This window comes from Acinetobacter sp. YH12233, from assembly GCF_013417725.1.
Taxonomy (GTDB): domain Bacteria; phylum Pseudomonadota; class Gammaproteobacteria; order Pseudomonadales; family Moraxellaceae; genus Acinetobacter.
The window spans coordinates 35,811-48,187 of sequence record NZ_VPDK01000011.1 but is presented as its reverse complement, the minus strand read 5'-3'; the positions used below and the strand labels follow the sequence as shown (position 1 = coordinate 48,187).

Genomic DNA, 12,377 nt, shown 5'->3' with positions numbered 1-12,377 from the left:
TGATTAGCCACTAAAAGTAATAGCGAAAACCAAATTGATAAGTAACCCCATTTAAGTCCAGATCATCACTCTTACCAGAGACACATGCGCCATTCATACAAATCTTGGCATCACGGTTAAACATCCATTGATAACCAAAAGATCCAAATAAATCTGCTTCAGGAGCAACTTTATAACCGACCTCCAATGCAACAGGAATTGTAAAATAATCCAATTCAAGATCGATTCGACCAAGATCTGCATCTGTTTCGCTTTCATCTACCCAGCTCATTCCCAGACCTATAAAAACTGCTGAATAAAGCTGATCATTTTCCAGAAATTTATTTTTTATCCCCACTGCAACTTGATTGTAATCAATATCTGAACTTTGAAATTTGTATTCGGCCCATAAGCTGGTAGTCGAATGGGATTGATACTCACCATTAATAAACAGCCCATCGAATGATTCAGTACCCAAAAAACTGTCTGATCCTATTTTTGAACCGGCGTAGCCAAAAGCTAAAGAGTACTGACTTATTAGGTTTTCTTGAGCATAATAAGGTGTAGTCGTAATAACTGCTTTATCTATTGCAGCAGGATTACCATATTGAATAGCTAAAGGTGTATTCGCTCCAGCAACTGAAGAAGCCCCAATCATTAACCCAATGAATAATAATTTTTTCATATCTATATCTCATTTTTATTGTGAGCATAAGATACTAATTTTTTGATAGAAAAACTACTCAGTACATCTATTTATAGGAACAACAATTTATGAGATTAAACAAACTATAAATACAACAATGTAATTCACCCACTTTTATAGAATTAAAGGACCAAGGCGACTTATTCATATATATTCTCAACAAGAGGTAATTCCCGATGGTTAAACCAGATGAAGAGTTGAATGAAGAATTCCCAGAAGAGGAATTAGATCCGCAAGAGAAACAGGATCGAGAGATTCAACGCGGTCAGTTAGGCGTGGATCAAGACCCTCAGGTTAAAAGAGATCAAATACGTCAAAAACATCAGGATGAAGAGGAAGAGAATCCATAATTTATTTTATAGATCTGAAATTGATTTTTTAATCTAATGAGGAAAGTGAACTTATAAAATGATGGTGCGGCCAGCGGGACTCGAACCCACGCCACAGGCTTCGGAGACCTGTACTCTATCCAGTTGAGCTATGGCCGCAGCTTTTTGGAATGCGCACATCATAACAAAAATTCGCATAAGGTAAAGCAACTATCTATAACTTCGTTATTTTTATGCCTATCCTTTATACAGTGTGCCAAAACAGCAACAGAGAATTCCATGTGAATGACTTGGTTTATTCTGCAAGATCACTCACAATATCTCAACTTTTCACCATTTGAGATCTCTATGACTGATGCGCTGACATTAAGGGATTTGTCGAAGACCTATGGAAATGGTTTTCAGGCACTTAAAGGAATTAACTTAACTGTACCTGAAGGTGAATTCTATGCCCTGTTAGGACCTAATGGCGCGGGCAAGTCCACTACTATTGGTATTATCAGTTCATTAACAAGAAAAACTTCTGGAACCGTTGAAATTTTTGGTCACAATCTGGATACCCACCCTTCTGAAGCCAAACAATGTTTAGGCGTGGTACCCCAAGAATTTAACTTCGCCCAGTTTGAAAAAACCTTTGATATTCTGGTCACTCAAGCCGGTTATTACGGTATTCCTAAAAAAATTGCCCAAGCGCGTGCTGAAGAATATTTAAATAAACTGGGTCTTTGGGAAAAACGCTCTACTCAAGCTCGTATGCTTTCAGGGGGTATGAAACGTCGCCTGATGATCGCTCGTGCGATGATGCATGAACCAAAATTATTGATTCTGGATGAACCAACAGCCGGTGTGGATATCGAATTGCGTCGTTCCATGTGGGATTTTCTTAATGAAATGAACGGTAATGGTACTTCTATTATTTTAACGACTCATTATCTGGAAGAAGCAGAGATGTTGTGTCGTCAAATTGCGATTATCGATCGTGGTGTGATCAAAGAAGATACCACTATGAAGAACTTCCTGAATCAGCTCAATGAAGAATCCTTTATCTTCGATCTGGCTGCGCCTATTGAGCCATTAAATATTGAAATTATTGGTGTGAAATTTAATTTAGTTGATCCAATGACCCTAGAAGTGACACTGGATAAAGCACACAGTATGAATGATCTGTTCCAGTTACTGGAATCACAAAACATTCAGGTACGCAGTATGCGTAACAAGTCAAACCGCTTAGAAGAACTATTTGTGAAAATGGTCGAGAAAAATCTGGATGGAGCTGTACAATGAATATAAATCAGCTCGGCGTTGCCTTATATACCATCGTTCATAAAGAAGTTCGCCGTTTTATGCGGATCTGGCCACAAACTCTGCTGCCACCTGCCATTACCATGAGTCTATATTTCGTGATCTTCGGTAATCTGGTCGGTTCACGTATTGGGGAAATGGGCGGCTATAGTTATATGGAGTTTATTGTCCCTGGTCTGATTATGATGGCGGTGATTACTAATAGTTATGCCAACGTTTCTTCCAGCTTCTTTAGCTCAAAATTTCAGAAAAGCATTGAAGAGCTAATTATGAGCCCGGTACCTTTACATGCCATTTTATGGGGCTATGTATTGGGTGGTGTAATTCGTGGTCTGTTTGTTGCCATTATTGTCAGTGCCATGAGCCTGTTTTTTGCAGACCTTTATATTACTAACTGGTTTGTGACTATATATACAGTACTCATTACCTCGCTATTATTCTCTCTAGGCGGTTTTATTAATGCTGTCTATGCCAAATCTTTTGATGATATCTCGATCATCCCGACTTTTGTACTTACACCACTGACCTATTTAGGCGGTGTATTTTATGCGATTTCAGCCTTAAGTCCGTTCTGGCAAAATCTCTCTTTAGTTAACCCGATCGTGTATATGGTCAATGCGTTCCGTTTCGGCATTTTAGGTCATAGTGATGTCAATGTTTCCGTTTCATTGGTCGTGATTACTTTCTGGTGTGCCGTGCTTTACGGTATTGCTTACTATTTATTGTCTCGTGGTTCAGGAATGCGTGAATAATGAGTGTAGAACATTCTCTCCTTGGTAAAGACACCAACTACCCAACAGAGTATCAACCCGATATTTTGTTCCCGATTTCTCGTGCGCCTGCCCGTGAAAAATATGCCCATATTGAAGCTATTCAGCAAGGCAAAGACTGGTGGCATGTTTTTGAAATTTCATGGTTAAATTCTGCCGGCATACCTCAAGTGGCTATTGGTCGAATTACCCTGCCAGCATCTTCCCCAAATCTCATTGAATCAAAGTCTTTAAAGCTCTATTTCAATAGCCTGAACTTTGCCAAGTTTGATTCAAAAGAGGCCTTTATTGCAACTGTAGAAAAAGACCTCTCAAAAGCTGCCGGTGCTGAAATCACACTGGATCTTTTCCATGTTGATGAACTTGAAATTTCCAAGCCTGAAGGTATCTGTATTGATGACCTGACTCCGGAACGCCTGGAAAATCATCCAGATGCTTCTTTATTGTCTTTAGATCAGTACAGCGATGAAAATATCGAAGTACAACTCTATTCACATTTATTAAGAAGTAACTGCCCAGTCACTGGACAACCGGACTGGGGTACAGTATTTATACGCTATCAGGGCAAAAAACCTTGTTATAAGAGTATTTTGGCTTATATTATTTCGTATCGTCAGCACAACGGTTTTCACGAACAATGTGTGGAACAGATGTTTGCCGATATCTGGCAAAATCTGAAACCGGAAAAGCTGATGGTATATGCGACCTATACACGCCGTGGTGGATTGGATATCAACCCTTGTCGTGTATCGGATTCCACATGGATGCCTCGCCCTATTCGTTTAGCGCGACAATAAAAAACATTGAGGTTTAAGAATGCCTTTTTTTGGTTTTATTCCTTCTGCAGAACTATTAAATACAATTCAGACTGCACAGAAAAATAAAAACTCGAGTGAACCGCTTTATCCACTGCGGGATAAAACTGCATTAATGATTAATGATGAAATTATTGATGCAATTCTCACGGAACTGGTACGCCGTTTTCCTGCAAGCGAAAAACGCGATACGGCAGAAAAACTGGCAGGCTATATCAAGTCTACTGTGGCAGTGTTACTGAAACAGTTACTGAGTAAAGCACCAAATGAAGTCGTCAAGGAGTCGATTGCTTTTTCTGAACGCAGCCTGTTTAAAGATCTGGAAGGAAATTTCCGTATTGGTGAATCACTGGATGCCAATCTGGTCACCAATCTAAAACACCATTATGCAGAATTAAAAGCTGGCCAAAGTGTCGATAAGCAGAGTCTCAGCAATCTGTACAAACAGTTTGGTGAAGCGACTGTACGTCATTTCATGGTCGACTTTAATAAAACCTTAGATTTAGGCATGATTAAACGCAAGGCTGCTGATATTGGTGCTTCAGCGGTAATCAAAGCGATTAATATTGCAGCAGATAAAATCATCCTGAATTTAAATAAGGATGAACTTCAGGCAATGGCAGAATATCACGACACCCTATTCTTTACTGAATAAAGCCGCATATTTATTCAAATAATGCAGATTAAGCCTGACTTCGGTCAGGCTTTTTTGTGGCTTAAGAAATAGCTTGTTACAGTTATTGTGAACTAAAATACAAAATGCTGAAAAAACAACCAACCCTTTCCTGTTTTTAAGGGAGTTTATATGACTCTTATTCATCAGAATGTTATCTTTAATATTGCCTCTAATGCCAGAAAATTGAGAAAAGTGAATTGATCTTTTTCATGGCACGATTCAAATGACATAGCCACAAACCTATCAAAAAATTGGAAATCATACCAAGATGTTGAAATCGAATTTTTATAAAAAATTGAAGCAGCTTTCGATCCTTGTCAGTGCATTCGGACTCAGTAGTTTAAGCCTGGCCAACGATTTTCAATATCATCCCTCTTATGCCAGTTTCAAGCAGAACACTATGCAGACCTATGGTCTAAGTGCTCAGCAAGTAGACAGTGCAATGACGGGAGCAAAAAATCTTCCAAATATTATCAATATCATGAATCGTCCAGGTGAAAGTAAGCCTTGGTATGCCTATAAGACCAATTTTCTGTCTGAAGGCACGATTCAACGTGGTGTACGTTTCAAGCAGCAATATGCTGCAACACTAAATCGCGCTGAGCAGCAGTTTGGTGTACCACAATCGATCATTTTGGGGATTTTGGGGGTAGAGACCGGTTTTGGCAGCAACAAGGGTTCATTTGTGACCCGTGATGCACTGGCAACTCTTGGCTTTGGTTATGAACGTCGTGCGCAATACTTCCAGGATGAACTGGCGGCATTGATCGCATGGTCATATAAAGATGGTGTGTCAGCATCCTCGATCGTGGGTTCTTATGCAGGTGCTGTGGGCTATCCGCAGTTTATGCCAAGTAATATTCCAAAGTATGGGGTCGACTATGATGGCAATGGCCATATCGATCTGCGCAATTCTGCGGTAGATGCGATTGGTTCAATTGCAAACTATCTGGCTCAAAATGGCTGGCAACGTGATCAGCCAATAGCTTTCCCTGCCCGTTATACCGGCTCGAATCCTGATTCTGTCATCGCAAAAGATCTGACTCAGCCAACGCCTTATGGAGTAATCAAAACCCAAGGGATCAGTCCGATGAATCCGATTGTTCGTATTGATGATCTTGATATGGTCAATGTTATTCAATTACAAGAAAATTACGGACCGATTTACTATATTACTTATCCGAATTTTCAAGTGATTACCACGTACAATCGTAGTCGTATGTATGCCACTGCATTGTGGCTTTTAGGTACAGAAATTACGAGCCGATAACAGTAAAATTTCCTACCAACCATTAAAGTCAAGATTTTTATTAAACAAAATGCCTATTTTTTAGGCATTTTTTACGCCTTGTTACAATATTGATTATTTTTTAATCAGTCATTGTTTATTTTGCGTACTTTTTTTAACTATTTTAATTAAACACTAGACAGCCAGTTGCCAGCATGAATATTATCCAATTCGTTAAATGTAGTTGCATAAGTTAAATATCAGGCATGTTTATAGGGTTATCAGCTACTTAGGCCCAATCTAATGAAACATGCTGTTAGGAGTTGATTCAATGCATTCTTCTTTTTTGAAGTATTTTATGGCCATCGCCGCGACCGTTACTCTAACGCAATCGCAAGCAGATATGGTTCAGTCATCATCATTCAATAATGATCATGACAATTCGCGTCTTGCAGCGCGTGTATTAAACAAAGAAGCTCAAAGCTTCAATTCAAATTTCACAAATTTGAACAGCCTTTCAATCACTGAGCGTTCTGGCGATAAAGTTCGTCGTCAAACCATTGCAGCAAAAATTGCAATTCCTGCAGAAGAGCCTTCAGTGATTGAGAAACTGAACAATGTTGCTTCAAACACAGTTCGTAAATTCAGTCAGACAGGTACAGCATCTTGGTATGGTCGTCAGTTCCATGGCCGTAAAACTGCCAGTGGTGAAACATTCGATATGAATGCAATGACTGCTGCACACCGTAGCCTGCCATTAAACTGCTTTATCCGCGTGACTAACAAAAACAATGGTAAGAGTGTTGTCGTGAAGGTGAATGACCGTGGTCCATTCCATGGCAACCGTGTTCTAGATTTATCTTACGGCGCTGCTAAACAGCTTGGTATTACCAATGCTGGTACTGCACATGTTAATATTGAGCGTGTAGATGGTCCAAACTCATAAGATTTGACCGCTCTACATTTAACTCAAAAGCCACAGTCATGTGGCTTTTTTATTTGGTGATGTAGAGCAAGAATTCGAACTACTTTTATCCTTAATACTGTCGATATTATTCCATTCAGATATAGGCCTCCTCTCCTTTACTCACCCACTATCGATTTCACTTTGACCATCCCCTCAAACTGTTTTATATTTTGAAAATAACAGTACGTTCATGGATGGGAGCGATAGAATGAAAACAATATCCGAATGGTTAGATGAATATAGTGAAAGTCATCAAAATAAAACCAACAAACTGATCCATTGGGTCTGCGTGCCTACCATCTATTTTTCCATTATTGGCATCATGGCGCACTTTAGCGCTTTACTAACTGCCCTGCTCCTGGTTCTGGCTTTTGTGTTTTATGCACGTTTAGATATCGTACTGGCTGTGGCAATGGCAGCTCTAACACTGATGATGGCCTGGTTCATCTGGGTCTTGCCTGTAGGGATCGGCTTCTTTATTGCCTTGTTTGTTTTTGCCTGGATTGGGCAATTTTATGGACACAAAGTCGAAGGTAAAAAGCCTTCTTTCTTCAAAGACCTTCAATTCCTTCTCATTGGCCCGTTATGGTGCATGGATGCCTATTTAGGCAAAGTCCTACCTAAATGGAAATCTCGTCAATCTGAGGCAATACAGTGCGCTTAAAGCGTATGTAATATCATTACATTTATAAAATCAAGGAAAATTCCCTTATTGATAGGTTTTTCCTTGGTGTTTTAACCAACCGCTGATGTGCTTATTGGATGGATCATGATGGGTCCAATGAATCACCCCGCCTTTTTCGCTATATTCATACTCACCAAAAAACACAACCTGATCCCCTTTTTGAATATTCTGGATGCGTGGTGCCAGATCAATATTGTGCGCAACCAATACAGTTTGACCAGTGGATAACTCCAGAATAAATTTCTGATGGCGGGAACCTTCATTATCATCTTTTAATAACGCTACCACCTTACCACTCGCCTGAACCTGAAGATCACTTTGTCTTTGCTGGTAAGCTTGCTTTATGCGCTGGGTATCATCAGAAAGCTTATGCGTACTTTTTTGAACATTAGTCTGCTCTTGAATCGCAACTTCTGCTGAAGGTACAAAAGTATTGGCCTGTTGTTTAGATTCTGCTAAATCCAGACCTAAATAAGCAGCCACCAAAAGTGCAATGACAGCCCCGATCCCCATATCGGTTTTATTTGCCATAATTCCTCCTTGATCATTCTTTATTTAGTCATAAAAAAAGCCCCATTCGGGGCTTTTTTCTAATTCGTTACCGAATTATTTTGCAGCAGCCTGAGCAGCAGCAACTTCTTCAGCGAAAGAAAGCTCAGCTTTTTTCTCGATACCTTCACCCACTTCGAAACGAACGAAGTTAGCAACAGTAGTACCAGTCGCTTTAAGAACTTCAGCAACTTTCTTGTCGTTGTCGATTACGTATTGTTGACGCTCAAGAACAACTTCGTTCAGGTATTTCTCAACAGAACCTACAACCATTTTCTCAACGATGTTTGCTGGTTTGCCAGATTCAAGTGCTTTTGCTTCAGCGATTTCTTTTTCTTTCGCGATAAGGTCAGCAGGAACTTGTTCAGCATTTACAGCAACCGGGTTGAATGCAGCAATGTGCATTGCCAAGCCTTTACCAGTTTCAGCATCACCTGAGTAAGATACAACAACACCGATACGAAGACCGTGTTTGTAAACAGCAAGGTTTTCACCTTCAACAATTTTCGCACGACGTACTTGAATGTTTTCACCGATTTTTTGAACTAGCGCAATACGAGCTTCTTCTACAGTAGCGCCATCTTCAAGTTTAAGTTCAGCGATTTTAGCAGCGTCAGTTTCGTTTGCAGCAAGTGCAGCAGCAGCAACTTTCGCAGAGAAACCAGCAAAGTTTTCGTCTTTAGCAACGAAGTCAGTTTGGCAGTTTACTTCTAGAAGGATTGCTTTGTTGCCTTCTTGAGCAATTGTGATCGCGCCGTCAGCAGCAATGTTACCAGCTTTTTTAGCTGCTTTTGCTTGACCAGATTTACGAAGGTTGTCGATCGCTAATTCGATGTCACCACCAGCTTCTGTCAAAGCTTTTTTACATTCCATCATTGCTAGACCAGTACGATCACGCAGTTCTTTAACCATGCTTGCTGTAACTGCAGTCATGTTTATCTCCTAAATTCGGTAGAAAATGAATTCTTTTTAGAACAGAAACGGCCCAGAGGATTCTCATGGGCCGCCTGCATACATAACGCTTACTTTGCCACCATCACGTGTCGCAAAAATGACAAGCTAGCGTCTAACGCATTAAGCCTCAGAAGCAGGAGCTTCTTCTGCTTTAGCTTGTGCATTTGCTTGTGATTGAGCATATTCTTTACCAGCAAGAATCGCATCAGCCATAGCAGAAGCATAAAGTGTTACTGCACGGATCGCATCGTCGTTACCCGGAATAACGTAGTCTACGTTGTCTGGGTTAGAGTTAGTATCAACGATACCGATTACAGGAATACCAAGGTTTTTAGCTTCTTTAATTGCAATCGCTTCGTGATCAACGTCGATTACGAATAATGCGTCAGGTAAACCACCCATGTTTTTAACGCCGCCTAAAGCACGTTCAAGTTTTTCCATCTCACGGCTACGTTCTAAAGCTTCACGTTTAGTAAGTTTAGCGAAAGTACCGTCTTGAGATTGAGTTTGAAGGTCTTTCAAACGGTTGATAGATTGGCGAAGAGTTTTCCAGTTCGTCAACATACCACCTAACCAACGGTGATCTACGTATGGTTGACCAGCGCGTTGAGCTTGTTCACGGATGATTGCAGAAGCAGCACGTTTAGTACCAACGAACAAAACTTTGTTCTTTTTGCTAGCCAATTGGTTAGCGAAGTTCAAAGCATCATTTAACGCAGGAACAGTGTGCTCAAGGTTGATGATGTGAATTTTGTTACGCGCGCCAAAGATGTATTGACGCATTTTTGGGTTCCAGAAACGAGTTTGGTGACCAAAGTGCGCGCCAGCTTGTAGAAGGTCGCGCATGCTTACGTTGTAATCTGCCATTTTCTTTACCTTAAAGTTTGGGTTAGGCCTCCATATATCCGCATTCTCCACCCTTGCGGGCACCCAGAGTAATGTGACGATATATGTGCGGATTTTTAATACACCATTCAATCAGCCTCGCAAATATATTCACGAAAAAGCATTTGATAAAATGGGCGGCTATTTATACCATAGTCACATACAAATTTCCAAAAGTTTTTAGAGATCATGAACACTACTTATCAAGCTCCCCGTCGTTTAATCAAATCCGCTGAAGATATCGAAAAGATGCGTATCGCTGGACGACTGGCTGCAGAAGTGTTGGATATGATCAAACCGCATATCAAACCCGGCGTAACGACACTGGAATTGGATACGATTTGTCATGACTATATTGTAAATGTGCAGAATGCCATTCCTGCATGTTTAGGTTATGGTGCAGCGCCTGGCCGCCCTGCTTTCCAGCATACAATCTGTACATCTGTAAACCATGTGGTCTGTCACGGGATCCCATCTGAAAACAAGATCCTGAAAAAAGGCGATATTTTAAACATTGACGTCACTGTCATCAAAGATGGTTTCCATGGGGATACCAATATGATGTACATCGTGGGTGGTGAAACTTCAATCCTGGCAAACCGTCTGTGCAAAGTCGCTCAAGAAGCCATGTATCGTGGTATGGCTGTGGTGAAACCAGGTGCTACTATTGGTGACATTGGTCATGCGATTCAAAAATATGTTGAATCTGAACGCTTTAGCGTTGTCCGTGAATACTGTGGCCATGGCATCGGTACGACTTTCCATGATGAACCACAAGTTCTGCACTATGGTCAACCAGATACCGGTATGGTTCTTGAAGAAGGTATGACTTTTACGATTGAACCAATGGTGAATGCCGGTGTTTGGCAAACCAAACTGCTGGGTGATAAATGGACTGTGGTCACTAAAGACCATAAATTATCGGCTCAATATGAGCACACTCTTTTGGTAACAAAAAATGGCATTGAAGTGCTGACTGCCCGTCCTGAAGAAGATTTGTCACGTTTTAGTGCATAACAACAACACTTTCTCACATAAATGGCCACTTTAAAGTGGCCATTTTTAGTTTATATTTCCCCTATTATTCTCATCCTCAAAGCATATTCTTAGTTCATGTCTATCTAAACTACCTATCGATGTTCAAGATAAGGTTGCACTGATTCAGCATTTTTTTCGTATATTTTTCCAAATTCTTTTGCCCAATGTGCACCATTTTAGGCTAAGATAATGTGCTTTTTATTTTTTAATCCCTATAAGAAGGAATACTGCCGTGGACGTACGTCTCTCTGATCGTGTGAATGCCATCAAACCGTCCCCTACGCTTGCTGTGACAAATAAGGCTGCTGAACTGAAAGCTGCTGGTCACAACGTTATTGGTTTGGGCGCAGGTGAGCCAGATTTTGATACCCCTCAACACATCAAAGATGCAGCAATTGCAGCAATTAACAACGGTTTCACCAAATACACCGCTGTTGATGGTACGCCAGGTCTTAAAAAAGCAATTATTGCTAAATTAAAACGTGACAATAACCTTGACTATCAAGCAAACCAAATCCTGGTTTCTTGTGGTGGTAAACAGTCTTTCTTTAACTTGGCACTTGCTTTGTTAAACAAAGGTGATGAAGTGATCATCCCTGCTCCATTCTGGGTAAGCTATCCAGATATGGTGATCATTGCTGAAGGTACACCAGTAATCGTGAAATGTGGTGAAGAACAACGTTTTAAAATTACTCCTGAGCAATTAGAAGCTGCGATCACTGACAAAACTCGTCTAGTGGTATTAAACAGCCCTTCTAACCCGACTGGCATGATCTACACTAAAGCTGAATTAGAAGCTTTAGCTGCAGTACTGCGTAAATACCCAGAAGTATTCATCGCATCTGATGACATGTACGAACCAATCCGCTGGGAAGATGAATTCTACAACATCGCAACTGTTGCCCCAGACCTTTACGACCGCACTATCGTATTAAACGGTGTGTCTAAAGCATATGCAATGACAGGCTGGCGTATCGGCTATGCAGCGGGCCCTGCTAAACTGATCGGTGCGATGAAAAAAATCCAGTCTCAGTCAACTTCTAACCCAACTTCTATTTCACAAGTTGCTGCAGAAGCTGCATTGAATGGTCCTCAAGACGTTCTTGTACCAATGGTTGAAGCATTCAAACGTCGTCATGACCTGGTTGTGAATGGCTTGAATGACATTAAAGGTATTTCTTGCCTACCTGCTGATGGTGCATTCTATGCATACGCAAACATCAAACCATTGATTCGTGCGAAAGGCCTGAACTCTTGCACAGAATTCTCTGCTTGGTTACTGGAAGAAACTGGTGTTGCAGTCGTTCCTGGTGATGCATTCGGTCTAGGTGGTTTCATGCGTATCTCTTACGCAACTGCTGACGAAGTATTAGTTGATGCGCTTGCACGTATCAAAAAAGCTGCTGATTCTATCGAAGGCGTTGATGAAGCAATTGCTTCTATCGAAGCTGAAAAAGCTGCGAAATAATCTAATTGATTAGATAAAAAAAACCC

The 12,377-nt window shown here is 40.7% G+C and carries 14 protein-coding genes and 1 tRNA gene; 10 read left to right on the top strand and 5 right to left on the bottom strand.

Annotated features, from left to right (window positions below):
* Window positions 1-10: 10 nt before the first annotated feature.
* The gene (locus tag FTV12_RS06950) at window positions 11-664 is read right to left on the bottom strand and encodes a hypothetical protein (RefSeq protein WP_180033808.1); all 654 of its coding nucleotides are present in this window, start codon (window positions 662-664) and stop codon (window positions 11-13) included.
* A gap of 197 nt (window positions 665-861) precedes the next feature.
* On the opposite strand from FTV12_RS06950, the gene FTV12_RS06945 reads away from it, so the two are divergent.
* On the top strand, window positions 862-1,035 hold the full coding sequence (locus FTV12_RS06945) for a hypothetical protein (protein ID WP_166138277.1): 174 nt from the start codon (window positions 862-864) through the stop codon (window positions 1,033-1,035).
* A gap of 62 nt (window positions 1,036-1,097) precedes the next feature.
* Here FTV12_RS06945 and FTV12_RS06940 read toward each other — a convergent pair.
* A tRNA-Arg gene (locus FTV12_RS06940) sits at window positions 1,098-1,173 on the bottom strand.
* 189 nt (window positions 1,174-1,362) lie between these two features.
* Here FTV12_RS06940 and FTV12_RS06935 point away from each other — a divergent pair.
* From FTV12_RS06935 to FTV12_RS06905, 7 genes are all read left to right on the top strand, one after another.
* On the top strand, window positions 1,363-2,298 hold the full coding sequence (locus tag FTV12_RS06935) for an ABC transporter ATP-binding protein (RefSeq protein WP_166138279.1): 936 nt from the start codon (window positions 1,363-1,365) through the stop codon (window positions 2,296-2,298).
* A complete protein-coding gene (locus FTV12_RS06930) occupies window positions 2,295-3,068 on the top strand; it encodes an ABC transporter permease (RefSeq protein WP_159124083.1) in 774 nt (257 codons plus the stop codon). Before FTV12_RS06935 ends, FTV12_RS06930 begins: the two co-directional genes overlap by 4 nt.
* Window positions 3,068-3,883, top strand: coding sequence for an NADPH-dependent 7-cyano-7-deazaguanine reductase QueF (gene queF / locus FTV12_RS06925; protein ID WP_166138282.1), 816 nt, complete (start codon window positions 3,068-3,070; stop codon window positions 3,881-3,883). The genes FTV12_RS06930 and queF overlap by 1 nt, the downstream gene beginning before the upstream one ends.
* A 19-nt stretch (window positions 3,884-3,902) precedes the next feature.
* A complete protein-coding gene (locus FTV12_RS06920) occupies window positions 3,903-4,556 on the top strand; it encodes a hypothetical protein (RefSeq protein ID WP_166138285.1) in 654 nt (217 codons plus the stop codon).
* 289 nt (window positions 4,557-4,845) lie between these two features.
* The gene (mltB, locus tag FTV12_RS06915; protein WP_166138288.1) at window positions 4,846-5,847 is read left to right on the top strand and encodes a lytic murein transglycosylase B; all 1,002 of its coding nucleotides are present in this window, start codon (window positions 4,846-4,848) and stop codon (window positions 5,845-5,847) included.
* A 289-nt stretch (window positions 5,848-6,136) separates the two neighbouring features.
* Entirely contained in the window at window positions 6,137-6,751 is a 615-nt protein-coding gene (locus FTV12_RS06910) for a septal ring lytic transglycosylase RlpA family protein (protein WP_004784482.1), read from the top strand.
* Window positions 6,752-6,980: 229 nt separating this feature from the next.
* Window positions 6,981-7,436, top strand: a complete 456-nt coding sequence (locus FTV12_RS06905) for a DUF962 domain-containing protein (protein WP_005236656.1) — start codon at window positions 6,981-6,983, stop codon at window positions 7,434-7,436.
* A gap of 45 nt (window positions 7,437-7,481) precedes the next feature.
* On the opposite strand, the gene FTV12_RS06900 is transcribed toward FTV12_RS06905, so the two are convergent.
* From FTV12_RS06900 to rpsB, 3 genes are all read right to left on the bottom strand, one after another.
* Window positions 7,482-7,988, bottom strand: a complete 507-nt coding sequence (locus FTV12_RS06900; protein WP_166138291.1) for a DUF3465 domain-containing protein — start codon at window positions 7,986-7,988, stop codon at window positions 7,482-7,484.
* A gap of 75 nt (window positions 7,989-8,063) precedes the next feature.
* On the bottom strand, window positions 8,064-8,939 hold the full coding sequence (tsf, locus tag FTV12_RS06895; RefSeq protein WP_004784491.1) for a translation elongation factor Ts: 876 nt from the start codon (window positions 8,937-8,939) through the stop codon (window positions 8,064-8,066).
* 141 nt (window positions 8,940-9,080) lie between these two features.
* Entirely contained in the window at window positions 9,081-9,827 is a 747-nt protein-coding gene (gene rpsB / locus FTV12_RS06890; protein ID WP_004784492.1) for a 30S ribosomal protein S2, read from the bottom strand.
* A gap of 207 nt (window positions 9,828-10,034) precedes the next feature.
* Here rpsB and map point away from each other — a divergent pair, with 207 nt between their 5' ends.
* Together map and FTV12_RS06880 are read left to right on the top strand one after the other, a co-directional pair.
* The gene (map, locus tag FTV12_RS06885) at window positions 10,035-10,862 is read left to right on the top strand and encodes a type I methionyl aminopeptidase (protein WP_004784494.1); all 828 of its coding nucleotides are present in this window, start codon (window positions 10,035-10,037) and stop codon (window positions 10,860-10,862) included.
* Between the two features lie 253 nt (window positions 10,863-11,115).
* Window positions 11,116-12,351, top strand: coding sequence for a pyridoxal phosphate-dependent aminotransferase (locus FTV12_RS06880; protein WP_005236666.1), 1,236 nt, complete (start codon window positions 11,116-11,118; stop codon window positions 12,349-12,351).
* Window positions 12,352-12,377: the final 26 nt, after the last annotated feature.

What these genes read in the sequence shown, in the direction of transcription:
- FTV12_RS06950 (WP_180033808.1), bottom strand. Translation starts at nt 664, where the DNA reads ATGAAAAAATTATTATTCATTGGGTTAATGATTGGGGCTTCTTCAGTT.
- FTV12_RS06945 (WP_166138277.1), top strand. Translation starts at nt 862, where the DNA reads ATGGTTAAACCAGATGAAGAGTTGAATGAAGAATTCCCAGAAGAGGAA.
- FTV12_RS06935 (WP_166138279.1), top strand. Translation starts at nt 1,363, where the DNA reads ATGACTGATGCGCTGACATTAAGGGATTTGTCGAAGACCTATGGAAAT.
- FTV12_RS06930 (WP_159124083.1), top strand. Translation starts at nt 2,295, where the DNA reads ATGAATATAAATCAGCTCGGCGTTGCCTTATATACCATCGTTCATAAA.
- queF (WP_166138282.1), top strand. Translation starts at nt 3,068, where the DNA reads ATGAGTGTAGAACATTCTCTCCTTGGTAAAGACACCAACTACCCAACA.
- FTV12_RS06920 (WP_166138285.1), top strand. Translation starts at nt 3,903, where the DNA reads ATGCCTTTTTTTGGTTTTATTCCTTCTGCAGAACTATTAAATACAATT.
- mltB (WP_166138288.1), top strand. Translation starts at nt 4,846, where the DNA reads ATGTTGAAATCGAATTTTTATAAAAAATTGAAGCAGCTTTCGATCCTT.
- FTV12_RS06910 (WP_004784482.1), top strand. Translation starts at nt 6,137, where the DNA reads ATGCATTCTTCTTTTTTGAAGTATTTTATGGCCATCGCCGCGACCGTT.
- FTV12_RS06905 (WP_005236656.1), top strand. Translation starts at nt 6,981, where the DNA reads ATGAAAACAATATCCGAATGGTTAGATGAATATAGTGAAAGTCATCAA.
- FTV12_RS06900 (WP_166138291.1), bottom strand. Translation starts at nt 7,988, where the DNA reads ATGGCAAATAAAACCGATATGGGGATCGGGGCTGTCATTGCACTTTTG.
- tsf (WP_004784491.1), bottom strand. Translation starts at nt 8,939, where the DNA reads ATGACTGCAGTTACAGCAAGCATGGTTAAAGAACTGCGTGATCGTACT.
- rpsB (WP_004784492.1), bottom strand. Translation starts at nt 9,827, where the DNA reads ATGGCAGATTACAACGTAAGCATGCGCGACCTTCTACAAGCTGGCGCG.
- map (WP_004784494.1), top strand. Translation starts at nt 10,035, where the DNA reads ATGAACACTACTTATCAAGCTCCCCGTCGTTTAATCAAATCCGCTGAA.